Source organism: Vibrio sp. Makdt (assembly GCF_027587015.1).
Taxonomy (GTDB): domain Bacteria; phylum Pseudomonadota; class Gammaproteobacteria; order Enterobacterales; family Vibrionaceae; genus Vibrio; species Vibrio chagasii_B.
Window position 1 is genome coordinate 128,023 of sequence record NZ_JAPPTH010000012.1, and the last position, 24,095, is coordinate 152,117.

Here is a 24,095-nt window from a genome sequence, read left to right on the forward strand (position 1 = left end):
AAAGCCATCACTATTTGATGTTTAGGAATGCAGCACCACGAACGCCACCTGAATCACCGTGTTTTGCTTTGATGATCTTCGGACACTTAGCAACAGACAGTAAGTACTTAGGAACGCGCTTTGGCATTTCTTCGTAGATAAGCTCGAAGTTTGAAAGACCGCCACCCAGTGCAACAACGTGTGGATCTAGGCCAGTAAACAGGTTCGCAAAGCAGATAGCCAAAAGCTCCATGAAGCGGTCAACGTGTTCAGCCGCTTTAGCCTCACCTTCGTTGTAAGCTTGGATGATCTCAATCGCTTTCTTCTTCTCGCCAAAGTAGTGCTCGTAAATCAATTCGAAACCACGACCCGACAGATAGCTATCTAGACAACCTTTTTTACCACAACCACAACCTAAAAGCGGTGCGTTGTCCCCAAGGTGGAACCATGCATCCAAAGGTAGACGCATATGGCCTAGTTCACCGGCAACGTGGTTACGACCAGAGAATACCTTACCTTCGTAAACTAAACCGCCGCCAAAACCTGTACCTAGAATTAGACCAGCAACCGATGGCTCGTCTTTTAGCTCATCATCCCATGCTTCAGAAAGCGCGAAACAGTTCGCATCGTTTTCGATTTTTACGCTACGACCGATTAGCGCTTCTAAATCTTTACGTAGTGGCTTACCTGTTGATGCAGGAACATTAACAACCAGCATAGTGCCGTCGTCTGCGTTTTCCATACCAGGAAGGCCAAGGCCGATTTTGCCTTCGCAAGAGAATTCGCTATCGTATTTCTTTACTAAACCAGCGATCGTATCAAGCAGTAATTGATAGTCATCTGTTGGTGTTGGAACGCGCTCTGTTGCTACTCGCTCAAGTTTCTCATTGAATGCACCAAATTCAATTTTAGTGCCGCCAACATCGAAGCCGTAATACATGAAATCTCTCCAATTTTTCCCTAAATTCGGGCAAATAAACTCTTTAAATAAAACAACTGGGGAACATTATCCATAACACTCCCCCTACAAACCGTGATAGATAACAAACTTATCTCGTGTTTGAGTCTGTTTGAACAACAAGTCAGCACAAAGCGGTTAAAGGTTAGAGTGACGTCTCATTTTTACTGTGCTCTATGAAAGCATTCAGGCTTGGTTTGGTCGGATCTGACTTGTAACGAGTCTTACTTAGCATGTAGCTTTCGCGAAATGCTTCAAACCATAGCTGTAATGTTTTGGCGCCCTGCTCTTCACCAGCTTGTTTTAATACTAAGCTTGCTACTTCTGCAGTTGATAGGTGTTGCTCATTGTCTGACTTTCGCATCATGTATTGAGAAACGGATTCAGGTTCAATCGACAACACAGGTAGATCTTGTAAGTACTCAGAACGTCTAAAGATACGTCTTGCTTCACGCCAGCTACCATCGATGAAAATCAGTAGTAGCTTTTTATTTGGATTACGCATTTGTGGTAGGTCTTGAACCACTCGCGATTTGTCATCGGTATACTCTTCCGGGAACACAATCACCGGTTGATATTGCTCGTCCTTCAGAACATCCAGCATCTCTGTGTTTGGCTCTGTTCGGTGCCAAAGGTAAACATGGCTGTCTTTTACTGTGTCGACAATCAAACGACCGGTATTACTTGGTTTCAATATTTCGTTATCTGATAAGATCAACATTGTGGCAATATTCGTATCTATGTTCGGTTGGTGCTCACAGATACAGCTGTCTTGTTTGATTTTACAGAACTCACATCGAACCACTTTACACCCGCGCGCATTGAACGGCTTGGTAGAAAGGGACAAACGGTGTTGATATAAACGGTGAAAAGCGTGGATTCTCATGGACAATAACAGTAAATCTAGAAAAGTGGCCCGATTGTACTTACAGTATCGTTAGAATGATAGAAGGAATTCTCATGCAAGACCCATCCTTACTTCGCCTTGTTTTCTTTGTTAGCGCTTTTGTTTTGTGTGCGTTGTGGGAAGATCGTGCGCCAAGAAAAACGTTGACTCAAAATAAATGGTTTCGTTGGGGAAATAACTTCTCATTAATGGCGCTTAACAGTGTTTTATTGGCGACATTAGTACCTGTTGCGGCATTTCAAGCGGCACTGATTGCGGAACAAAACCAATGGGGTCTGTTCAATAACATTAGCCTACCCTTTGAAATCACCGTGTTCCTTTGTGTCGTGTTATTAGATCTTGCCATTTACACTCAACATTTAGTCTTCCACCGTATCCCTGTCCTGTGGAAACTTCATCGCGTCCATCATGCCGATTTAGATATCGATGTCACCACGGGTACACGCTTCCACCCCATCGAGATGATTTTATCTATGCTAATTAAGGTCGTGTTGATTTTCGTATTGGGTGTGCCCGCACTAGCCGTTGTGATATTCGAGGTCGTTCTGAATGTAAGTGCAATGTTTAACCACAGTAACGGTCGTTTACCTTTATGGTTCGACAAACAGCTTCGTAAAGTGATTGTCACGCCAGACATGCATCGAGTGCACCATTCAGTGATCGTCAAAGAGACCCACTCTAACTTTGGGTTTTTCTTATCAGTTTGGGATATCTGGTTTAAAACGTATCGCGCTCAACCTAAGCTTGGCCATGACAAGGTCAATATTGGTGTGCCAGAAATACGAGACGGAAAAGAACAAAGGCTTGACTTGATGTTACGCCAACCATTCGCTTCCTTCCCTCATTCGGAAGACAAGACCTAACGCCTCAAGAAAATAATAAAAAATGGCGCAAACTCATAAGAGATTGCGCCATTTTTATATGCGTAGCTTTTCACCCTTCAGCGGCAATTCCCATTTCCGGACAACGTTGACACATCTACTTCAATACGTACTTATGAAGCATAGCTTGTTGATGGCCTGCGATTTCACCCACTTGCTCAGAACTTTCAATCATGGACTCAAGTTGCAGTTTAGTATTTTCGCCCTGTTCGGATACGCGCGTGATTGAGTGTGTCACATCAACAGTTGCACGAGCCTGTTGCTCTGTTGCGACCATGATTTGCTCGACGCGGCCTTTAATCTGGTTAACCGCAACTTCAATCTTCTCAAAAGCTTGCTTCACATCGCCGCTCGCTTGAAGTGCATTCGCCATCTCAGTTCGTGATTCAGTAACAGACGTACGAGAACGGTCCGCCGCAGCCACCAGCTCATTCATCATGTTTCGGATATTAGTGGTTTGTTGGGATGTACCACTCGCTAATTTCCTTACTTCATCTGCGACTACCGCAAAACCACGACCTTGCTCTCCCGCTCGCGCTGCTTCTATCGCAGCATTCAATGCCAGCAGGTTGGTGTTTTCTGCAATACCACTGATCATGTCGACCATTTCACGAATTTGCTTAACTCGCCCATCAAGATCAGCCATCGACTGTTCGTTCATGTTTAAAGAGTGCTCTAACGCTTGTAAGCGCTCTTGGTTTAAACCAATAACCTGGCTACCACTCACTGACTCGTCTTCTGCGACTTGGGCATCATCATTCGAGGCATTCGAAATACGAGCGATTTCACCAATCGACGCTTCAAGTTGTGTGATTGTGGTGATCATATTCTGCAGAGATTCATTCTGCTCATGCAGGCTCAAGTTGGTTTGCTCTGCAGCGTCGTGACTTACTTCTGCGGTCTGATAAAGCGTTTCACAGTTGCGAGTAACTAAACGTATAGAATCGGCAGTTGAATCGACAACCGTATTAAGTTTAGAGGTGATGACTTGTAGCTCGAGTGGGCCAAGCAACTCACTCTGCTTCGAGAAGTCATGTTCTGCAAGAGACGTTAACTGACGTGTAATGTTTTTTAAGCCTTTGTTCATCCAACGACGCAGTACTAGCCATGACGTAATAATGATCATTGCGATCACTAACCCACTAATAAATAGCACACGGTCGATGTTAGCAATGGTCTGGTTTACGACCAGTTCACTTTCATCAATCAGTTGAGACGCTGTCGACGATAGCTGATTGAGCGTGTTAATCACCGTATTCGCTAGTCCAATCACTTGCGCTAAGTTTTGCTCTTGCTGTTTAACTAGCTCTAGCTTAAGCAATATTTGCTTGATGACGCCCTCTTCTGTAAAGCCCTCTTTTACCATTTCATAAGGGGCGATTAGGCTCGCGAATTCTGCAATGTCTGGGTGCCAATCTGAGAAATCACTGTAGGCCAAATTAAGACCAGCGATTCGGTTCCTCAATTGACGATATTCATCTTCTGCTTTCTCAAGGTCGTTTTGCATCATCAACATTAAGAAAGTATTGGCCATCGCAGATGCACTCGACGTAAAGCGGTTGGCCGCGTCGCTCGCTTCTGGATTATCTTCCACTAAGAAGGAGCTAATACGATTCATTTCAGGACCGATAGATCCTACGCCGTAACGAAACTCACCAATTTTACTGTCGATCAGGTTTTGCTTACTTTGTATTTCAATTTGTGCAGAAAGAACCGTGTCGGTCATTTGTTGTAGCTGTGCCATATCGTCGATAAGGCTTTGCTTTTGTTCAAGAGAAATCGCATCAGGAAAAGATTGGGAGATAAAAAGGAGTTCCTCGAGCGTGTTGTTACTCTCTACAGCGAGTTCATCGATCAAATGACGTGTTTGGTTTAGTGTATCTAAGTCAGTCGATTGGGTGCTATAAGTGAGTAGTTTTACTTGTTCTAATACGCTTTGTGTTAATTCTGCGTTATGCAGAGCGAGTGGCAGAGCTTGTTCAGACAGAGTATCAAAGTAACCTCCTACTCGATCTATGCCACGAATACTGACCATAGATAAAAAGCTGACAAGTAGAAGGATCGAAATAAATACGGCACTAACCGTTTGAATGAGCGAGAATGTATAACGTGAGGGTTTTACCGATAAATTGGTGTCAGTCATGCGAAATCCAGTTTGACTACAAAAAGAGATATCCTTAAGTTAGTCGGTATACTAGAAGCCCTTGATTACGCTTTTATTTCAGTTTTCTTTCAGAAGAGTTACATATGAAATTCAGAAAAATGCTTGCAGTTACAATAACTTTCGCAACATTAACAGCTTGTAGCTCAGCACCATCCCCTTCTAAAAACAGCCAAATTGCAAATAAACCTCTATCAAAGTCAGAACAGTTGACTACTAATGCTTATATGAGTGTGTACAAGCAGTGGAAAGGCGTACCCTATCATTTCGGTGGAACTTCATTCACAGGCGTTGATTGTTCAGCTTTTGTCCAAATTGCCGTGCAAAATGCGACGCAGCAAGCATTACCAAGAACGACAAAAGATCAGAGTAAACAAGGCGTTGAAATCGCTTATGAGCAAGCAAAGAGTGGAGATTTGGTGTTTTTCAAGACGTCTTTCACCGTTAGGCATGTAGGTGTGTATTTGGGGAACAACCAGTTCCTACATGCGTCTACGTCGAAAGGTGTGATCATATCTAGGCTAGATAACCCATATTGGGCTTCTAAATTTTGGCACTTTAGGCGCATATAGTGTATTTGCGAGGCCACCAATTGAATTAAAGGCAACCTCATAGAGGTGCTACGCTTTCAGTCCATCAATAAGGAGTACTAACCACAAAAATAGTCAGTAACGACGAAATAGAGGTTAATCGTATTTTGCTACTGCAGTATCGAATAGGTTCTTCACCAATGCGATGTATTCATCCAAGAAGACAATCTGTTCGTTTGTCGCTTTTTTAGCCCACACGCCTGCAAGCACTTCCCCTAGATCAGCAACCACGGCATCCGCTTCTTTAAGCAACTGAAAACGTACACTTGAATGCAGCTCAGGGTTTTGCTCGAAGATCGCCATAATGTTGCTTGAAATCATGTCAGTTACTATGTCTTCGACACTTTCGTTTCCAGTATCACCGTTACCGTTAGTAAATACATCTAGGTTAAATGATAAGTGCTCGATCAAAGCTAGGTAGCCATCGGTTTCTACAACCACAATAAATCTCCGTTTTAAGCTCTAAGGCAGATTAATACGTATTAGGCTAATACTATGTATATGAAGTCATTTGTCATCATTTTATTGCTATAACGAGGATTAAAATGATCTTTGTTAGTATTTAAGTGCAAAATTGAATCAATAATACGCGAAGCAGCTTACTCAATAATAATTACCCGTCCTGCTCAAACCACAACATCTCAAAGCTCTCTTTAGCAATAGCGCGTCAACCATACCAAGCTGTTATTGATTTTCTAGTGGAAGTAAGGTTATTTGGTGTCGCACGTGATATTTGTTCCAACTATTCTGCGATTGGCGATTCACTTTTTACTGATTTATCAAAGGCATTCACACAGTCAGAGTTCACAAAACTGTTAATTGATCCGTACTGTCTTGTACTAGTGCTGAGAACATTGACCAGAACGTCTATAAATCACTCAGATTTGTCCTAAACTATTGCTATCAAACGATAGTATTTCACTCCAACAGTTCATTGAGGATTTCCTATGTGGCAGGCCATTTCTCAACAGCTTTCAGACACACTCTTATTCAATTTTCAGATTACCGAGCGCGTTAAGGTTCCCGGTGGTGACATTAACGATTGCTATATGATCAGCGACGGTAATGAACGTTATTTCGTTAAGGTGAATCAGCGAGAGTTCCTACCTAAGTTTGAGATTGAAGCTGAGAACCTACGTTTATTAAGAGAGACTTCAACAGTCTACGTACCTGAGCTGGTGCTGATTGGTAAAACCAAAGAGTGCTCGTTTATCATTCTTAACTATCTGCCTACCAAACCACTCGAGACAGGCAATAACAGTTATGACTTTGGTGTCCAGCTTGCCAAACTACATCAGTGGGGTGAGCAAAAAGAGTTTGGTTGCGACCAAGACAACTACATCGGCAGCACGCTTCAACCAAATCCCTGGCATAAAAAATGGGGCCGTTTCTTTTCTGAACAACGCATCGGTTTTCAACTCCAGCTCCTGAAAGAGAAAGGCATCGAGTTCGGGGATATTGACGATATTGTTGGGATGGTGAACATGAGACTTGCTGGCCACAACCCTCGCCCTTCATTACTTCATGGTGATCTTTGGAATGGTAATGTAGCTAATTCAGCATTTGGTCCTATTTGCTACGACCCTGCTTGTTATTGGGGCGACCATGAGTGTGATTTAGCGCTCACTGAATTGTTTCAGGGCTTCCCACCTGAGTTTTATGAAGGATACCAAAGCGTCATGCCGCTTGACGTTGGCTATACTGATCGAAAAGACATTTACAACTTGTACCACCTTCTTAATCACTGTAATCAATTTGGCGGTGAATATCTGGCACAAACAGAAGCGTGCATTCAGAAGATTCAGGCTGTGTAATACTTATCACAATAGATAAGCGGTCAGATGGTATAAGTTAGCTTGAGGAGAATTTGTCATGCAGAAATACACAGAGAAACATGTCTCCTGCCCTCATTGCGGGCACGGTATTAATATAACGCTCGACGCATCCAATGGCAGTCAAGATTTTTACGACGACTGCCCTGCCTGCTGCAATGCCATTCACCTAGACATGCAAGTCGACGAAGTGCGAGACAGAATAAACCTGTCGATCGATGCAGACGATGAGCAGGTATTCTAATTTGTGTTTCTTACAGGCAACAAAATCAAAAAAGAGCACCTAGGATGCTCTTTTTTATTTGGTCATCGCGTAAATAGAACAACGCAGATTAAATGTGACGGTTGATTACTTTTGATTCGCTAGTACACGTTCCACAGTATCAACAATCGCTTGAGTTTGAGGATCAAATTCGATATTTACTTCGTCACCGACTTCACGGCCACCAAATAGCGTGCGATTCAGGGTTTCTGGGATTAAATGTACAGAGAAGCGGTTATCTTCCACTTCACCGATCGTAAGTGAACAACCATCAACACCGATATACCCTTTGCTCAGAACATACTTCATTGATGTTTCTGGTAGTTCAAACCAAAGTGTGCGGTTGTTTTTCGTTTTGATAACTTCAACTAACTTAGCCATTAACGAAATGTGGCCAGACATGCTGTGACCACCAATTTCGTCACCAAACTTAGCGGCGCGCTCAACATTCACTTTGTCACCTACGTTTAACTGGCCCAAGTTGGTTAGACGTAATGTTGCTTGCATTAAATCAAAAGAGATTTGGTTACCTGAAATTTCAGTCACTGTCAGGCAACAACCGTTGTGAGCAACAGAAGCGCCGATAGCTAACCCCTGTACCATTTCATCCTTTAACTCAATGGTATGAGTCTGAAACAACTCTTTTTTATTGATAGCAACCAGTGTTGCCATGCCTTGAACTATACCTGTAAACATAAGTTTCCTATTTAGCGTTTTACTATGGCAGTTATTGTGACATTTCTTTATGATTCGTCCAATGGAAGCTTAACGATCAGTGTCTCTGATTCCTTCTGAATATTCATTCCTGTCCTATTTTCTTTCTCATCTGGAGTTATTTGTGCATCGTTACAAAGAAGAAGCCTCAAATCTAATCAAGCTTGCGACGCCAGTATTGATCGCATCTATCGCGCAAACTGGCATGAGTTTCGTTGATACTGTTATGGCCGGTGGCGTCAGTGCTATCGATATGGCAGCGGTATCAATAGCGGCAAGTATCTGGCTTCCTTCAATTTTGTTTGGTGTCGGATTACTTATGGCGTTAGTGCCTGTGGTCGCACAACTAAATGGTTCTGGTCGCCAAGTTAAGATTCCTTTTGAGATTCAGCAAGGTGCATTCTTAGCGCTTGTACTTTCGATTCCAATCATTGGAGTCCTTTTCCAAACTCAAGCCATTTTGCAATTGATGGATATTGAAATCCTAATGGCAGAAAAGACCATCGGCTATATGAACGCGGTAATGTTTGCGGTGCCAGCCTTCTTGTTGTTCCAAACCTTAAGAAGCTTTACCGATGGTATGTCTTTGACTAAGCCTGCAATGGTCATTGGTTTTATTGGCCTGCTATTAAACATCCCGCTTAACTGGATGTTTGTTTACGGTAAGCTTGGTGCACCAGCGCTTGGCGGTGTGGGTTGTGGCGTAGCAACAGCTATCGTTTATTGGATCATGTTTGGCTTACTGTTTATCTATGTGCTGACTTCTAAGCGCTTAGCTAAGATCAACATTTTCGGTCAATTCCATAAACCTCAGTTAAAAGCTCAAGTTCGTTTATTCAAGCTCGGCTTCCCAGTCGCTGCAGCACTTTTCTTTGAGGTGACGCTGTTCGCAGTAGTTGCGCTGTTAGTAGCCCCACTCGGCTCATTGATCGTAGCGGCGCACCAAGTTGCGATTAACTTCTCTTCATTGGTGTTTATGATCCCAATGAGTATTGGTGCTGCGGTTAGTATCCGTGTTGGTCATAAACTCGGTGAGAACAACACTGAGGGCGCTAAAATCGCGACTCACGTTGGTATTATTGTTGGCTTGGTAACAGCGTTTATCACAGCGGCACTTACCGTGTTATTTAGAGAGCAAGTGTCACTTCTTTACACAGAAAACACAGCAGTAATTACCATCGCAATGCAGCTTCTGATCTTTGCCGCGGTGTACCAATGTACAGATGCAATTCAAGTTATCGCTGCGGGTGCACTTCGTGGTTATAAAGATATGCGTTCAATCTTCAATCGTACTTTTATCGCTTACTGGCTGCTTGGTCTACCGATTGGCTATATCTTAGGAATGACGGATTGGGTTGTTGAACGAATGGGTGCACACGGCTTCTGGATCGGCTTCATTATTGGTTTGTCTTCAGCAGCAATTATGCTTGGTATGCGTTTGCACTGGATGCACAAACAAAGTGATGAAGTACAGTTGGAGTTCGGCTCTCGCTAAGCACTTCTTCAAACAAGTTTATTAAACAAAAGAGCTCTGATTATCAGAGCTCTTTTTTATTCCATGTACACATTTTTCCGTGTCCAAAATAGTTATCAGCAATGCTTGTTCGCGATGCTTATCCACAAGTGTTTAATAATCACTTTTCTCTCTAACGAACCTTGCGAACTTCGGCTTACCATTTTGAGTGAAGCCATTGTAACGGAAGGTAATTCGACTTCCAATTTCCGGAGGAGACAAGCGCATCTTATCGGTAAAGCCACTTCCAATGTAAAACTCCACACCATCTTCTGTGTGTACTAAAATTGAGCCCATCATCCCCTTATACTTGCCACTTCCTGTTTTATAGCCAATAACGGTCGCTTCTGCATCGTGATGTCGCTTTAGTTTTAACAAGTCATTACTTCTCCCCGCTTGATAGCGGCTGGTAATCTTACGAAGCATCAACCCCTCGCCTTTACTCTCATCGACATTATCAAGTTGATGAAACAATGCCTCTTCGTTTGCAATCGGTGTATGCTCCACATACCCAATGTGCGGTTCGTTTATCACTCTTACCCAGTGCAAGATGTTGTAGTAACGTTTCTGATAGTCGCCCGCCGCACCTGGCATATCGAACAGCATGAATTCGATCTCTTGCCACGCCGTATCACTTGGAGTGTGGTCTAAGACTGTTGTTTGGACTAAGTGAAAATTGTCTCTTCCAGCCCACAGTTCTCCTTCAAGGTGAACATCCGGTAATTCTTTGACAAACCACTTAGGCGCATAAATTCGATTCCCATTTCGGGTATATAGATGCTTTCCATCCCACAAAGCCCTGATGCCATCGAGTTTTTCGCTGGTCCAATATTCAGACACATCTATACCTTGCTTATAAGTATTTGCTAAAACCAATTGTGCAGGAGGCAGATACGAAGCATGAGAAGGAAACGTAGAAAACGCACACAGTGTTGCTATTGCCAATCTGGTTAGCCTCATTTCAAAATTCCTTTTGTACCTTGAGCGGTTAAAAGTATTGAGCACTTTGCTCAAATCTACTTTCTATCCTAGGTGTTCTAGCGATTCATCATTCAATCTTTGAGCTAAGATGCGATCAATACATCAACCTTATTCATAATGACGTTTCATTCGCAAAATCAATTCGTTACACCTCCCAAAAATCCAACCAATTTTAGTTCTCATATTGAGAAATCACCTTTCTCAAAATGAAACACTAAAAACCATGCACTATAAGTTATTGATATGTAGGGACAAAAAAGTTGGCACATTCAGTGCTTTTGTAAACTCATGAACACAAGGAGATAAGACTATGGAACTACGTAAGATTGACCTAAACACAACAACACTAACACTTTCAATTTTTGGTGATTTAGACGCGGCAGGCAGTCGCGATGCCCAAACCGACATTGATGACGTGATTTCTAATGACGGTCATCAAGAGATCGAAGTCGACTTCAGTCAGGTAGAATTTCTTGATTCATCAGGTGTGGGTGCGATTGTTTACATGTTCAAACGCCTAACTGAGCGTGAACGTAACATGCGACTAGAAAACGTGTCAGGCCAACCACTGGAAATCATGAATCTCCTACGAATTGGACACGCTATCCCTGTTAACTCAAAAAATCCTACAAATTCATGAAGATCCACTAAGCTAGAAGTAACAAAAAATAATAATAAAAAGCGAAAAACAAAGGACGTTGGCATGAATACAATCAAAAACTACATAGCCCTATCTCTGTCTGTGCTAGTTCTGGGTTGCACAAGTTACCCAGAACACGGCACTGGCGGACTAGCCGAGAGTTATGATTCGATGAACTATCAGAATTCTGACTTCTCGCCGGTTATGCCTGACGAACCGTTAGGTCCAGAGCATGGCTTACGTTTTGATTGGCAACTCGCTAAATTGCATTTGGATGCGCTGATTCAAGAAGGCGCGCGTTGGTGCTTCCCCGCTGCGGTTGTCCAAGCCATCGAGAAGCAAAATCGCATCGCTCGCGAGCTTCAAGGAGGCCTACTTCTAGATGCGGCTAACGATTTGGTTATCCAAAGAAAACGCCTAAACGAACTTGAGCTTCAACTTGACTATGTAACTTCACAAGCGCGTTGTGAACCTCCCAAGAACGAAAACCAATTCCGTATGCAGCTGTCGATAATTCAACAACTGTACGATCTACTTAACGTCGACAATCAATTCGCACACAACTCTATCGAAGTGAATCCTAAATACATGGGTAAGCTTGCCGAGGCGTCTTACATCTTAAAAGACAACAAGTCGCTAGAGCTGATAGTGACAGGCCATGCAGACGCAACAGGTTCAGAAGAATACAACGACAAATTAGCCTTAGGCCGAGCGCAACAAGTTGAGCGCTATCTCACTATCTTTGGTCTAAGCCCTAGCCGTATCAAGGCCGTCTCGGTTGGTGAAACTGTACCACTATTTGAAGGTGAATCCGAAGGTACACGCTTAACCAATCGAAGAGTGAGTATCGAAGTCATCTCCCCTGAAAACGCGGCTAAGATGGGGAGCTCACTATGAAATTACTGATTGCTTTACTTATCACGTTATCGATGTTCATCGCGACCTTGGCACATGCCGACGACGACTTTTCGGACGCAGTGCAAGTCGGTGATCTTATTCAAGTGAATGTGCCTGGAGAGAGCGAGTTAAACAAAGGCTATCAAGTGGATAAACGCGGTCGAATCACCCTACCTGAAGTGGGTACTGTGTTCGTCGCAGGCTACGATAAAGAACAGTTGAATAAAGTCGTTCTAGAGTCACTGGCGACGGCTTATAAAGATCTATCGAATGCTTCTGTTTATGTGAAAGAACAACAGATCATTATCTACGTTCAAGGTTACGTTGAGCAACCAGGTGAATACACCTTGGCTTTGGGCTCGAGCGTCCAAATGGCGCTGTACGCGGCTGGAGGCTTACGTTCTGGGGCTCAATTGGATAAGCTTATCCTCAAACGCGGTGCAGAAAGAAAAGAGTTTAATTACAAGCGTTTTTTAGATTCTGGCGATGAGGACTACCTACCTACACTGCAATCACTTGATTCTCTATTTGTCCCTGCTTCACCCCTGGTTGGTAATATTGAACAAGAATTTGATCCTGCTAAGCTCGCCAACTCGGGTGACAGCGCTGATTCAAGAAGTTCAATTAAAGTCTTCGGTGAGGTAAACGCACCTGGTTCATTCACTTTTAAAGAAAACACCGATCTCGTTGATGTCTTAATGCGCTCTGGCGGCGTCACTCGCTACGCCAGTGTCGAACAAATCCGCGTCATCTCAAACAATACTCCGACGCTATTCAACCTTAAGCGCTACCTTGATTCTGGCGACGAAAGTCTACTGCCAGTGCTACGCCCAGGCTCAACCATTTTTGTGCCAAAACAGGAAGAAGAGATTAAATCTGGTGCGAACATGGTTTATGTAATGGGCGAAGTGGCAGCACCTGGTGCCTTTGAAGGTAAAAAAGGCGCGACCTTCATGGATATCTTGGCTAACGCCGGTGGACCTACTCGTTTCGCTGAGTCTCGCCAAATCCGCGTTATCAAAGCCGATGGTCGAGTACTTCGATTCGATTTAGCCGCCTATACCGAAGGCTTACCTAACTCAAGCCCACCAAACATTAAAGCTGGTGATGCGATTTTCGTTCCTGAGAAAACGGATATGAACGAAAAATCTTGGTTGAAGATCGCTCCAGACAGAGCCGTTAACGTGATTGGTGAAGTAAACCGACCTGGTCGAATTGAGTGGTCAGACGAAATGAACTTCATGGGTCTACTCGCGCACGTCGGAGGACCAACTCTACGCGCTGATACTACAAAAATTGAGATTGTGACTGGCAGAAAGCTCGTGGTATTCGATTTAGATGAGTTTATCAAAAACGGTGCACCACGAGACCAAATGCCCTATATCGCTGCTGGCTCAATCGTTCGTGTACACGATTTACCGCAAGACCCATCAGACAATAAATCACAATGGGTTCGCCAAAGCTCTGATGCGTCTATTTACATTTTTGGACAAGTCAACGCACCGGGCCGTTACCGTTTCACTAAAGACATGCATTTCCTAGATATCTTGTCTGCGGCCGACGGCCCTACTGGAGATGCAGACATACACAACATTCGTGTGACCCATCGTGATAAACCTTACGCCAAGGTCAGCAAGCTTAATCTGTCTTTGTATTTTGAAACAGGTGACGAATCGTTACTACCGAATGTCACTACTGGTGATACCATCTATATCCCTGAGAAGAACAAAAACTGGCTAGACAAGCCAAAAGAAGAAACCGTGCGTGTGCTAGGGGCCGTTAATAACCCCGGACGTTATGTGTTTAACGACAACATGACGATTTTAGATATCTTAGCTGAAGCGGCTGGCCCTACTGACAATGCATACGTTGAGAAGATTACCATTGTAAATATGTCTTGTTGCCAAGGACAAGCTCGCACTTTCGACCTGGTTGAGTTTAGTAAAACAGCCAACATTTATAACCTACCTGTTTTGCGCGCTGGAGACACCATTTACATTCCAGACCGTCGTGACAGTTTTATGGAAAAAGCCCGTGTAGGTCTAGAGGACATACTACGTATTACTACCACAATTGTACTAATAGGAGCGTTATAATGACTATTTCAGCAACGCATGCCGAAGTTGAACAAATCTATTTGGCATCCGAATTAAACAAACAACGCTCTATCTGTGTTACTGCTTGTCATTCAGGTGACGGTGTAACATCGGTCGCAACTGCCCTCGCCGAGCGTTTCTTGTTAGCGGGTCACTCTACACTATATGTGGACCTTAACCTGTTCAACCCAGCTTTTAAGAATCTCAATATGCTTGAAGAGGAACAATCAGGTCAGCTTATTGAGCATGTTGAATCACAACGCACGTTTATCGGGGTACCTGCACCGCAAGTCGCATCGACGCAGTTAGCATACAAAGATCCATCGACATTAAAGCAGGCTGTTGCTCAATGGCTAGTTAAATACGACCGTGTCGTCATCGATACTTCGCCGCTACTCAACATAAATAAAGGCAATATCCCAGCTCAATCAGTAGCAAGCGCCTGTGATTCAACGCTTCTTGTTGTCGCTTACGGAGACACATCGTCTCATCATCTTGAGCAAGCTAAGAAGCTTCTCGATGCTCAGACTATTTCCTTAACGGGCTGCATAATGAATATGAAGCATACGCCAAGTTTTGCACAGGAGCTGGTTCGACAGTTAAACCGAATGAAGTTTATCCCGGTTAAGCTACGTGAGCGTCTAGCTAATAAACTCTATCGGAACGAGTTTTTGAACCTGCCGATGTAGAATGTATCCTGATAGCAGGTGAATTAATGCCAATTACTTCCTCAAATCGCACATTAATCGTATTTTCTAATTTTTGGCGAATTTAATATAGAAAATACGATTTTTGCGACCATTCAATGCATTTCATACACATAATTAGTGGTCATCTCACCTTGAAAACGCCTCAAAGATCAACACAAACCGGCTAACTTTGGCGGTAATGTGACACAGCCTGTTAAAGTGCCATGTAAATAGCGTCAAAGATGGAATTCGTACGAATATTCCCTAAGATTATAAATAGAGGTGGTTTTTGACGAATTTGTAATAGTTTGACAAAGTTATCCGATGGCGGTGAAACACCGTGGATAAATCAAGCAAATCACACTTATGCTTTGTTGCCGTATTGGTTTGCTGATTGGTTCACACACTTCCCCCATCCCTCCTTCTGCTCAAATGGTTCAAAACACGGAAAGGATCACCATCGAGCAATTCAGTTAGTCAACAGACCTTGACTAGCTTGGTTGTATTATTAAAGAGAAAGGAAACTCAATATGAAATACAAGTTAAGCTCCGTATTTTTGTTAGTTGCAGCAGCCAGTGGTCATGCTAACGCTGGAGAATGTGGCAGCGTAACAATCGCAGACATGAACTGGAACTCTGCAACTCTTATCGCCAACATCGACCAATTCATCCTTGAGCATGGTTACGATTGTGATGCCGAACTCATCCCTGGCGACACTATGCCAACCGGCACATCCATGATTGAAAAAGGCCAACCAGATGTTGCACCGGAACTATGGAGTAACAGCCTAAAAGACGCTCTTGATAAAGGTGTTGAAGAGAAACGTCTTCGCTACGCAGGTAAAGCTCTTGTAAATGGTGGCGAAGAGGGTTTTTGGGTTCCTGCTTACCTAGTTAAACAAAACCCAGAAATGGCAACAATCGAAGGTGTACGTAAGAACGCTGCGTTGTTCAAGCACCCTGAAGACCCAGATACATCCGCATTTTACAGTTGTCCAGCAGGCTGGAACTGTCAGATCAGTGCCGCTAACCTGTTTGACGCACTTAACCTAGAAGAGAGCGGTTTTACCATCGTAGACCCTGGCTCAAGTGCTGGTTTATCTGGATCTATCGCGAAGGCTTATGAACGTGAAGAAGCTTGGTTCGGTTACTACTGGGCACCAACTGCAGTTCTTGGTAAATATGACATGGTAAAAGTCGACTTTGGCAGTGGTGTTGATAAAGAAGAATTTATCAGCTGTACGACCCAAGAAGGCTGTGAATCTCCTAAAGCAACCATGTACCCGCCTTCTCCTGTCCACACTATTACCACTGAAAGTTTTGCATCGCGCGCACCGGAAGCGTACGACTACTTTACGAAGCGTGGTTTCACCAATGAAAAAATGAATGCTTTACTCGCTTGGATGGAAGACTACCAAGCGGATGGTGAAGAAGCGAGCATACATTTCTTGAGTGAGTTCCCAGAAGTATGGCACCCATGGGTTTCTGAAGAAGTCGCAAAAAAGGTTGAAGCTGAGCTTTAATAACAATGCTTAGAGAGTAGTTATATTTATCTATGGCTACGCTTCAATACAATGGAAATAACGTCGCTATACTTGATGTTATTCGTAATTCGGAGCCTTGTTCACATCGCATTTTAGTTGTTGAACAAGTGGCTCCGAACTATAAGGATATAAAATGGCTGACAGCAATTGGTTATCGAGCTTCCCAGAAATGGAACGCTCTGATTTGCGAGCAATCAAAAAGACGCTAGACGGCGCATATCGTGAGTTTTCCCGTGAATATGGAGAAATGATCGAATCATTATTTGACCCTCTTCTTTCCTTCCTAGTTTGGTTTGAAAAACTTCTAATCTCTACCCCTTGGCTGATCGTTCTTGGCGTTTGCACGGGCTTAGTTTATGCCGCTAGTCGCTCTTGGAAACTGGCTCTAGGTTGTGTGCTCTCTCTACTTCTCATCGGCTACTTTGGTATGTGGGAAGACACAATGCGGACACTCAGTATCATCACTGTGTGTACCTTAGTTTCTATCTTCCTAGGTATTCCTATTGGTATCGCCATGGCGCGTTCTAATCGCGCACAATCGATCGTTACACCACTGCTGGATATTATGCAGACAATGCCTGCGTTTGTTTACTTAATCCCAGTCGTTATGCTGCTTGGTATTGGTAAAATTCCAGGTCTTATCGCCGTGGTTATTTACGCAATCCCCCCTGTGATTCGTCTAACTAACTTAGGTATTCGTTTAGTCGATAAAGAAGTGTTAGAAGCTGCGACTGCTTTTGGTGCGAGCAAGAAACAGCGTTTATGGGGCGTTCAGTTACCACTGGCAATGCCAACAATCATGGCAGGTATAAACCAAACCATCATGATGGCCCTATCAATGGTGGTTATTGCGTCTATGATTGGTGTTAAGGGCTTAGGACAACCGGTTCTTAAATCGATTACCAACCAATATTTCACTCTAGGCTTGATGAACGGCTTCGCCATTGTTGCACTCGCGATTCTGTTTGACCGAGCGTCACAGGCTTATGCGCGTAGAACCAATGCCCACCTAGGAGGGTTCAAACATGACTAAACCATTAATCGAAATTAGTGGCCTGTTCAAAGTGTTTGGGCCTAAACCTCTGTCCGTAATGGACCGCGTTAAGAATGGCGAGCATAAAGATGCGATTCTCGCCGACACCGGTCATACCGTTGGCCTTAAAGAAATTAACCTTCAGATAAATCGCGGTGAAATCTTTGTGATTATGGGGCTTTCAGGCTCAGGTAAATCAACACTCATCCGTCACTTCAACCGCTTAATTGACCCGACTCAAGGTAAAATTACGGTAGAAGGCATCGACGTAATGAGCTTGAATACCAAAGAACTGGAAGAGTTTCGTCGTCACAAAATGTCGATGGTATTTCAACGCTTTGGGTTGATGCCACACCGAACTGTGGTTGAGAACGTCGCCTATGGCTTGGAAGTCCAAGGTATCAAAAAAGATGAGCGCCTATCAAAAGCAAATGAGTGGTTGGAAACCGTAGGTTTGAAAGGGTATGGCAATCAGTACCCTGCACAACTTTCCGGTGGTCAACAACAACGTGTCGGCTTATCACGCGCTTTGTGTACTAACGCTGAAATTTTGTTAATGGATGAAGCCTTTTCTGCACTCGACCCTCTCATTCGAAGCGAAATGCAAGATCAGTTAATTGAACTTCAAGAGAAACTCCATAAAACCATTGTCTTCATCACCCATGATCTAGACGAAGCCCTCCGCCTAGGTGACCGCATCGCTATCCTTAAAGATGGCGAGTTAGTGCAGCAAGGCACGCCTCATGAAATCCTACTTAACCCTGCCGATGATTACGTTGAGGCGTTCGTTAAAGACGTGAATCGCGCTCGTGCTTTGACTGTAGAAACAGTTATGCAGCCTCCTTTGTATCGAATCACCTCAGAGACCATCGAAGGTGCATTGGCTCAAATGAAGATGCTCAAGCACGATTACGCTTATCACGTTACTGACGATGGCTATCAAGGTTTGGTCACAAAAGAGAGCTTACAAGACGCAGTTGAAGATTCTTCGGTTCACGATTTCAGTGATGAGATCTATGAAGAAGTTCCTGCGGTATTACCTGATGCAGTGATTGAAGAAGTTCTGCCAGACACCATGTCTTGCGACTATTCTCTTCCGGTCGTGGACGAAGATGGGAACCTCAAAGGTGAACTAGAGAGAAGCGCTGTTGCCGACATCTTCTCAGAAACAAGCGAGGAAGAAGTAGAACCTATCCCAAAGCCAAAAATTGACAAAGCGTCTTAGTCCAAGTCCAACTTGGACAAAGGCGTAACCAATTACTTTATTATCACTTAGGCCACCACTATTCAGCAACAGGGTGGCCTTTTTATTTAGTTTGCTAGATTTAGAGGCAATGAGGTTTTTTAGCACTAGAGTCCAAGCCCTTCTCCTATTACACACCTAAGTTCATATTTTGTAAGTAAAAATACGTATAATCAATCCGTTAGGTTTATCACAAAGATAGCCACAAGCATGGCTTAATGTCGATTTATTCTGCTGTTTATAAGGCAACCAGTTGAAATTATTCCAGAAAATGACTAAAACTTAAGAGTGCAAACGAGTATTAGACTTCTCGATGATGTAAGGATTTACAGCTCAATAAAAGGACTTAGTTTGATGAACTCGACTTTAACGTCAGACACACCTTCAGGTGAAAATAAGCAAAAAAATGATGAGCTTGTGGATGAAAGCGTACTTGAACAGATGGTTCGAGATACCAGTCCGGAGATTATTCCAATTTTAATCGACCACTATGTGACAGAGTCACAGGCTCGTTTACTCACCATTAAAGAAGCAGTTAGCAACAACGACGCTCAAACGCTCGAGTTTGAAGTCCATACCCTTGGTAGTACCGCACTTTCGCTAGGTAACCGGCCTTTAGGTAAGTTAGCAAGAGCATTAGAACAGCAGTGTTTAGAAGCGCATCATGAACAAGCCTTTCTGCAGGTTGGCGAGTTAATCGAACTTGCAGAGCGTTCAATCAACGCGTTATTAGAAAGAAAAGAGGCCGGTTTTAGTTAACGCTCTTTCACCAGATATAAATTAGTTAAAAAGCTCAACATAGTCATTACCGATTTACGTTTCATGGTCATCTGTTCGCGTAAACAGACTAAACTCAAATAAGACAGCGCGCCCAGTAAGTAACAAAGACCGTCGACTCGTATCTACGCTCAAACATCACTATGTTATTGATTGGTTAGGATAAAGTTTCAAAAGGAATTACACAATGCGCCCTAAGGTATTGTTAGTTGAAGACTCCACCTCCCTCGCCGTACTTTACAAGCAGTACGTAAAAGACGAGCCATACGACATATTTCATGTCGAAACTGGAGCTGAAGCTAAAACATTTATAGAGAGACACGTCCCACAACTGGTTATCCTCGATCTTAAACTGCCTGATATGCCAGGTGAAGAGGTATTAGATTGGATCAGTGATAACGACATCCCAACCGCTGTAATCATCGCGACAGCCCATGGTTCAGTGAACATTGCCGTTGACCTAATTCAGCGCGGTGCTGAAGACTTCTTGGAAAAACCAATTCAAGCCGACCGCCTCAAAACATCGGTTAACCTGCATCTGCGCAGAGCCAAACTCGAAAATCTAGTCGACAATATTCAAAGCAAATTCGATCGTGACCGTTTCCATAACTTCATCGGTTCTTGTTTACCGATGCAAGCCGTCTATAAAATCATCGACTCAGTTGCTCCGACAACCGCAAGTGTGTTCATCAATGGCGAGAGCGGGACAGGTAAAGAAGTATGCGCAGAGGCTATTCACCAAGAGAGTCAGCGTGGTGATAAACCATTCGTTGCCATCAACTGTGGTGCTATCCCCCGCGACTTAATGGAAAGCGAAATCTTCGGTCATGTCAAAGGCGCATTTACCGGTGCTACAACCGATCGTAAAGGTGCTGCAATGCAAGCACACGGTGGCACACTGTTTCTGGATGAACTTTGTGAAATGGAATTGGAAATGCAGAAAAAGCTCCTTCGATTCCTACAAACCGGGACTTTTACCCCGTTAGGTGGCAACCGAGAAATCAAAGTAGATGTCAGAATCATCTGTGCGACTAACCGTGACCCTCTCGTCGAAGTAGAAGAAGGTCGATTTCGTGAAGACCTTTACTATCGTGTACATGTGGTGCCTATTGAGATGCCACCGCTGAGAGAAAGGGGAAGTGACATTGTCACTCTATCTAACCACTTTTTGAAACTTTACGCCAAACAAGACAAGAAGAAATTCAAGTCTATCGATAAAGAGACACAAGGTTTACTTAAGCGCTATCCATGGCCGGGCAATGTTCGTCAGCTACAAAACATCATTCGTAACATCGTAGTGTTAAACAATGAAACCAGTGTAACCAAAGAGATGTTACCTGCTCCGATCAATAAAGCAGACGCTACAACCTCAAAAAGCGTTACGCCAATACGTAGCGCTGTTGTGGAAGCCGTGTCGCCAGTTGTTCAAGAAGGTAAGCTGCCTCCAGTCACACCAGAAGAGCTTGAGCGTTCATCTGTCTCTCAAGACACAAATGATCCAATGACACCGGCATTTACCACTAGTGACGGTGCGATTCGTCCAATGTGGCAGATAGAACGCGAAGCCATTCAACATGCTATCAATCATTGTGATGGAAATGTGTTAAACGCTGCCGTTTTATTGGAGCTGAGCCCTTCCACTGTTTACCGTAAGAAACAGGCTTGGGAGTCTGAAGATGAGTGTAACCAAGCCTAATTTGGATACTCAAGCTCAACCAACTCAGGTTCAGGGGCATTTAGTTCCTGAACCTGAAGAGATTTGGCTACTCATCGATAGCCAAACCTTTGGTGGAATCGAAACGCATGTCATTGAGCTCGCCCTTGGTTTACTTAAACATAACCGTAAAGCTAGAGTCGTCCTGCTCACCAAGTTTGCTCCTCTTCCCCCAGTGATAACACGCTTAAAAGACTTAGGCCTGCCTTACAGTCACCTTAACGACTTAGCACCAAGTAAAACCAACTCAGTTTCGCAACTTAAACTGGCAATCACGCAATATAAGCCCACGCATGTCCATGCTCATGGCTACAAAGCAAGCATTGTGAGTAAACTGGTGAAGCTAGTTACCCCAAGCCATTGTAAGCCTCGTCAAATATCGACGTATCACGCAGGCGAAACACCTAAAGGCAAAGTTTGGCTCTACGATTTTTTAGATAGATATACTGGATTTCTATCCAATCACTGTTTTGTTGTCAGCAACAAAATACAAGATAAGATCCCGTCACGAACTACCCTGCTTAATAATTTCATTGCGATCCCAGACAGCTCTCCGAATGCTCAACATTTAATTTACGAAAGCAACATTAAACAAATTTATCACGTAGGTTTTGTTGGCCGTTTAAGCCACGAAAAAGCGCCAGACCGTTTTGTTGCTCTTGCACAGTTTGCGGCTAATCATAAGTTTCACCTATTTGGAGATGGTCCTGAAAGGCAAACGCTCGAAAAGAGTAAACCAAATAACTTAACGTTCCATGGACACCAAACCAGTATGGACAATGCATGGAAAACCATTGATGTTTTAGTCATACCATCTCGTTACGAAGGTTTACCTATGGCGGCATTAGAAGCCATGGCTCGCGGCATACCGGTTATAGCGACCAACGTTGGTAATCTATCGCAACTGATTCAGCATGAATCCAATGGTTACATCGCGACAAATGAAAGCGAACTCACTGCATGTTTAACGAGTTGGTTTGACCTCCCTTCTCAAGACAAGCAGATTATGGGAATGAAAGCCAAAGCGACCATCCGCGAGCATTACTCTCCACAAGCTGTTATTCCCCAGATCCTAGCCTGCTACAGTGCATAACGTTGCCACACCATAGATTCAATCCAAATAGCAATGGCAAGCGCGTTTCCAATTTGATTCTCATTTTGACCCACCTCAACTCAACGTTTTAGAAAAATCTAAATTGGGCATAAATACAATAACTTAGTGTCAGTCGATATGTGGCATTCACCTTGCTATGTCTTTAGTTGAATAATAAAAAACGCTAGGGATATACAATGAGAGACCAAGTTAATCGAACACCGCTAATTTTAGGGCTCTCATTCCTAAGCCTTGTTCTTGGTGCTGCTTGGTATCTCGTTCCTCACCCGGCAGTGGCTATCGGACTCGCCTTTATCCCGCTTGGTGCCTTGTTCGTCATCAATAAGGCATTTTGGTTTGTAATTCTGTTTGTTGTGTTCTCTTTTTTCAGGATTCATGAAGCATTACCAGTACTCTATCCAATGAAGATCCCTTTGTTACTGTCCATGGGGGCATTGTCGGCATTGCTGTGGCACTCACTGGTCAGTAGAGAGCTTAAAATCTCTTGGCATCATTCTCTGAATTGGCTGGTTATCTTTTGGATTCTCACGATCATTGGGATTGTTTTTGCCTCTAATAGACCGATCGCGTTAGCTGAATTTAAAGGTATCTATTGGAAGATTATTGTCATGACTCTTGCCATTACTTGGCTCGTGAACACCACGGAAGACTTAGCGAAAACGGCGATGACGATCATATACGCGGGAGCTCTGGTCAGCACCATCGCCGTTTACAACTCAATCAACGGTATTGGTTTGGTCGAAGGCACACGCGTAACCATAGGTCGTGATTTTGGGTCAATGCTCGGAGACCCTAACGATTTGGCGCTGGTATTAATGTTCCCCCTCGCATTTACTATCAGTCAAGCCAGCACTTCCGGAATCCCATTGTTTAAACGAATTATCAGTGGCTTCGTTTGCGTGCTACTGCTCGCTGCTATCATCGCAACGCAGAGCCGTGGTGGACTATTAGGGTGTATTGCCGTGATTGGTATATTTGCTTGGAAGTTGGTTCACTCTAAACTCTTGTTAATGTCCGGAGGAGCAATTGCCGCAGTTGTCCTTTACTTAGTTGCTGGAATATCAGACAGAGCTTCAGGTGGTGCGGCCGAAGAAGGGATTGATGAATCCGCTATGGGACGAATATACGCTTGGGAAGCCGCTTTCAAAATGGCATTAGACAACCCTCTTACTGGGGTTGGCTTAAATAACTTCTATTCTAATTACTTTTTTTATAGCGCTTATTGGGATGGATTAAATCATGCTGTGCACAGCACCTGGTTTGGCGTTTTAGCTGAAACTGGATTTATTGGGTTGATCATTTTCGTAGGGCTTATCGTATCTCTGATCAAAACCTCTCGTGCCACCTTGGCGCAACTTAAAGCTGCGGGTTCCAATGTCCCACCAGAACTCAATGCTGTCGCCTACGCGGTCTACGCAGGCCTGATCGGTACCATTGTTTCCGGCACTTTTCTAACTCAAGGCTTCAACTGGCCGATTTACATCCTTGCAGCACTCACAGTTTGCGTTTCAAACGTATCTCAAACTGCTTGTCAAAATGAGAAAATCTAAAAGCCAAACCTTAACCCATT

At 43.7% G+C, this 24,095-nt stretch carries 22 protein-coding genes; 16 read left to right on the plus strand and 6 right to left on the minus strand.

Features of this window, described 5'->3' with window-relative positions; all coding sequences use genetic code 11:
* Positions 1-10 precede the first annotated feature (10 nt).
* Both nagK and OH460_RS16095 read right to left on the minus strand, forming a co-directional pair.
* The gene (gene nagK, locus OH460_RS16090; protein ID WP_008217891.1) at positions 11-919 is read right to left on the minus strand and encodes an N-acetylglucosamine kinase; all 909 of its coding nucleotides are present in this window, start codon (positions 917-919) and stop codon (positions 11-13) included.
* A gap of 163 nt (positions 920-1,082) precedes the next feature.
* Positions 1,083-1,829 (minus strand): tRNA-uridine aminocarboxypropyltransferase, encoded by a 747-nt coding sequence (locus tag OH460_RS16095; protein ID WP_269998590.1) that lies wholly within the window; start codon positions 1,827-1,829, stop codon positions 1,083-1,085.
* A 68-nt stretch (positions 1,830-1,897) separates the two neighbouring features.
* On the opposite strand from OH460_RS16095, the gene OH460_RS16100 reads away from it, so the two are divergent.
* A complete protein-coding gene (locus tag OH460_RS16100; RefSeq protein ID WP_269998592.1) occupies positions 1,898-2,707 on the plus strand; it encodes a sterol desaturase family protein in 810 nt (269 codons plus the stop codon).
* A 115-nt stretch (positions 2,708-2,822) separates the two neighbouring features.
* Here the strand turns inward: OH460_RS16100 and OH460_RS16105 are convergent, their stop codons facing one another.
* Positions 2,823-4,868 (minus strand): methyl-accepting chemotaxis protein, encoded by a 2,046-nt coding sequence (locus OH460_RS16105; RefSeq protein WP_269998594.1) that lies wholly within the window; start codon positions 4,866-4,868, stop codon positions 2,823-2,825.
* A 104-nt stretch (positions 4,869-4,972) separates the two neighbouring features.
* Between OH460_RS16105 and OH460_RS16110 the strand changes: the two genes are divergently transcribed.
* Positions 4,973-5,458, plus strand: coding sequence for a C40 family peptidase (locus OH460_RS16110; RefSeq protein ID WP_269998596.1), 486 nt, complete (start codon positions 4,973-4,975; stop codon positions 5,456-5,458).
* Positions 5,459-5,572: 114 nt separating this feature from the next.
* Here OH460_RS16110 and OH460_RS16115 read toward each other — a convergent pair whose 3' ends face one another.
* Positions 5,573-5,917, minus strand: a complete 345-nt coding sequence (locus tag OH460_RS16115) for a DUF3802 family protein (RefSeq protein WP_008217871.1) — start codon at positions 5,915-5,917, stop codon at positions 5,573-5,575.
* A 506-nt stretch (positions 5,918-6,423) separates the two neighbouring features.
* Here OH460_RS16115 and OH460_RS16120 point away from each other — a divergent pair.
* A complete protein-coding gene (locus OH460_RS16120) occupies positions 6,424-7,290 on the plus strand; it encodes a fructosamine kinase family protein (protein WP_061034066.1) in 867 nt (288 codons plus the stop codon).
* A gap of 58 nt (positions 7,291-7,348) precedes the next feature.
* Positions 7,349-7,552, plus strand: a complete 204-nt coding sequence (locus tag OH460_RS16125) for a CPXCG motif-containing cysteine-rich protein (protein ID WP_008217868.1) — start codon at positions 7,349-7,351, stop codon at positions 7,550-7,552.
* Between the two features lie 105 nt (positions 7,553-7,657).
* Here OH460_RS16125 and OH460_RS16130 read toward each other — a convergent pair whose 3' ends face one another.
* Positions 7,658-8,266, minus strand: coding sequence for a riboflavin synthase subunit alpha (locus OH460_RS16130; protein ID WP_269998600.1), 609 nt, complete (start codon positions 8,264-8,266; stop codon positions 7,658-7,660).
* Positions 8,267-8,408: 142 nt separating this feature from the next.
* Here OH460_RS16130 and OH460_RS16135 point away from each other — a divergent pair, with 142 nt between their 5' ends.
* Positions 8,409-9,779 (plus strand): MATE family efflux transporter, encoded by a 1,371-nt coding sequence (locus OH460_RS16135; protein WP_269998602.1) that lies wholly within the window; start codon positions 8,409-8,411, stop codon positions 9,777-9,779.
* A gap of 132 nt (positions 9,780-9,911) precedes the next feature.
* Here the strand turns inward: OH460_RS16135 and OH460_RS16140 are convergent, their stop codons facing one another.
* Positions 9,912-10,757: a DNA ligase gene (locus OH460_RS16140; protein ID WP_269998604.1), complete on the minus strand. Its 846-nt coding sequence runs from the start codon at positions 10,755-10,757 to the stop codon at positions 9,912-9,914.
* Between the two features lie 331 nt (positions 10,758-11,088).
* Between OH460_RS16140 and OH460_RS16145 the strand changes: the two genes are divergently transcribed.
* The 11 genes from OH460_RS16145 to OH460_RS16195 all read left to right on the plus strand — a co-directional run bounded on the left by OH460_RS16145 (position 11,089) and on the right by OH460_RS16195 (position 24,075).
* A complete protein-coding gene (locus OH460_RS16145; protein ID WP_061034070.1) occupies positions 11,089-11,418 on the plus strand; it encodes an STAS domain-containing protein in 330 nt (109 codons plus the stop codon).
* 63 nt (positions 11,419-11,481) lie between these two features.
* Positions 11,482-12,315, plus strand: coding sequence for an OmpA family protein (locus OH460_RS16150; RefSeq protein ID WP_269998608.1), 834 nt, complete (start codon positions 11,482-11,484; stop codon positions 12,313-12,315).
* A complete protein-coding gene (locus OH460_RS16155; RefSeq protein WP_269998611.1) occupies positions 12,312-14,411 on the plus strand; it encodes an SLBB domain-containing protein in 2,100 nt (699 codons plus the stop codon). Before OH460_RS16150 ends, OH460_RS16155 begins: the two co-directional genes overlap by 4 nt.
* Complete coding sequence (locus tag OH460_RS16160; protein WP_269998613.1) at positions 14,411-15,100, plus strand: chromosome partitioning protein ParA; 690 nt, start codon at positions 14,411-14,413, stop codon at positions 15,098-15,100. The genes OH460_RS16155 and OH460_RS16160 overlap by 1 nt, the downstream gene beginning before the upstream one ends.
* Positions 15,101-15,630: 530 nt before the next feature.
* Complete coding sequence (locus OH460_RS16165; protein ID WP_269998615.1) at positions 15,631-16,623, plus strand: ABC transporter substrate-binding protein; 993 nt, start codon at positions 15,631-15,633, stop codon at positions 16,621-16,623.
* A gap of 154 nt (positions 16,624-16,777) precedes the next feature.
* Positions 16,778-17,677: an ABC transporter permease gene (locus OH460_RS16170; RefSeq protein ID WP_008217852.1), complete on the plus strand. Its 900-nt coding sequence runs from the start codon at positions 16,778-16,780 to the stop codon at positions 17,675-17,677.
* Positions 17,670-18,902 carry a quaternary amine ABC transporter ATP-binding protein gene (locus OH460_RS16175; RefSeq protein ID WP_008217849.1) on the plus strand — a complete coding sequence of 411 codons (1,233 nt, stop codon included), beginning with the start codon at positions 17,670-17,672 and terminating at the stop codon, positions 18,900-18,902. The genes OH460_RS16170 and OH460_RS16175 overlap by 8 nt, the downstream gene beginning before the upstream one ends.
* Before the next feature lie 372 nt (positions 18,903-19,274).
* Complete coding sequence (locus OH460_RS16180) at positions 19,275-19,679, plus strand: Hpt domain-containing protein (RefSeq protein ID WP_269998618.1); 405 nt, start codon at positions 19,275-19,277, stop codon at positions 19,677-19,679.
* A 205-nt stretch (positions 19,680-19,884) separates the two neighbouring features.
* Positions 19,885-21,393 carry a sigma-54-dependent transcriptional regulator gene (locus tag OH460_RS16185; protein WP_269998620.1) on the plus strand — a complete coding sequence of 503 codons (1,509 nt, stop codon included), beginning with the start codon at positions 19,885-19,887 and terminating at the stop codon, positions 21,391-21,393.
* Positions 21,374-22,504 (plus strand): glycosyltransferase family 4 protein, encoded by a 1,131-nt coding sequence (locus OH460_RS16190; protein ID WP_269998622.1) that lies wholly within the window; start codon positions 21,374-21,376, stop codon positions 22,502-22,504. Before OH460_RS16185 ends, OH460_RS16190 begins: the two co-directional genes overlap by 20 nt.
* Positions 22,505-22,701: 197 nt before the next feature.
* Entirely contained in the window at positions 22,702-24,075 is a 1,374-nt protein-coding gene (locus OH460_RS16195) for an O-antigen ligase family protein (protein ID WP_269998623.1), read from the plus strand.
* Positions 24,076-24,095: the final 20 nt, after the last annotated feature.

Coding starts and splice junctions, on each gene's coding strand:
- nagK (WP_008217891.1), bottom strand. CDS start 919: ATGTATTACGGCTTCGATGTTGGCGGCACTAAAATTGAATTTGGTGCA.
- OH460_RS16100 (WP_269998592.1), top strand. CDS start 1,898: ATGCAAGACCCATCCTTACTTCGCCTTGTTTTCTTTGTTAGCGCTTTT.
- OH460_RS16105 (WP_269998594.1), bottom strand. CDS start 4,868: ATGACTGACACCAATTTATCGGTAAAACCCTCACGTTATACATTCTCG.
- OH460_RS16110 (WP_269998596.1), top strand. CDS start 4,973: ATGAAATTCAGAAAAATGCTTGCAGTTACAATAACTTTCGCAACATTA.
- OH460_RS16120 (WP_061034066.1), top strand. CDS start 6,424: ATGTGGCAGGCCATTTCTCAACAGCTTTCAGACACACTCTTATTCAAT.
- OH460_RS16125 (WP_008217868.1), top strand. CDS start 7,349: ATGCAGAAATACACAGAGAAACATGTCTCCTGCCCTCATTGCGGGCAC.
- OH460_RS16130 (WP_269998600.1), bottom strand. CDS start 8,266: ATGTTTACAGGTATAGTTCAAGGCATGGCAACACTGGTTGCTATCAAT.
- OH460_RS16140 (WP_269998604.1), bottom strand. CDS start 10,757: ATGAGGCTAACCAGATTGGCAATAGCAACACTGTGTGCGTTTTCTACG.
- OH460_RS16145 (WP_061034070.1), top strand. CDS start 11,089: ATGGAACTACGTAAGATTGACCTAAACACAACAACACTAACACTTTCA.
- OH460_RS16150 (WP_269998608.1), top strand. CDS start 11,482: ATGAATACAATCAAAAACTACATAGCCCTATCTCTGTCTGTGCTAGTT.
- OH460_RS16155 (WP_269998611.1), top strand. CDS start 12,312: ATGAAATTACTGATTGCTTTACTTATCACGTTATCGATGTTCATCGCG.
- OH460_RS16160 (WP_269998613.1), top strand. CDS start 14,411: ATGACTATTTCAGCAACGCATGCCGAAGTTGAACAAATCTATTTGGCA.
- OH460_RS16165 (WP_269998615.1), top strand. CDS start 15,631: ATGAAATACAAGTTAAGCTCCGTATTTTTGTTAGTTGCAGCAGCCAGT.
- OH460_RS16170 (WP_008217852.1), top strand. CDS start 16,778: ATGGCTGACAGCAATTGGTTATCGAGCTTCCCAGAAATGGAACGCTCT.
- OH460_RS16175 (WP_008217849.1), top strand. CDS start 17,670: ATGACTAAACCATTAATCGAAATTAGTGGCCTGTTCAAAGTGTTTGGG.
- OH460_RS16180 (WP_269998618.1), top strand. CDS start 19,275: ATGAACTCGACTTTAACGTCAGACACACCTTCAGGTGAAAATAAGCAA.
- OH460_RS16185 (WP_269998620.1), top strand. CDS start 19,885: ATGCGCCCTAAGGTATTGTTAGTTGAAGACTCCACCTCCCTCGCCGTA.
- OH460_RS16190 (WP_269998622.1), top strand. CDS start 21,374: ATGAGTGTAACCAAGCCTAATTTGGATACTCAAGCTCAACCAACTCAG.
- OH460_RS16195 (WP_269998623.1), top strand. CDS start 22,702: ATGAGAGACCAAGTTAATCGAACACCGCTAATTTTAGGGCTCTCATTC.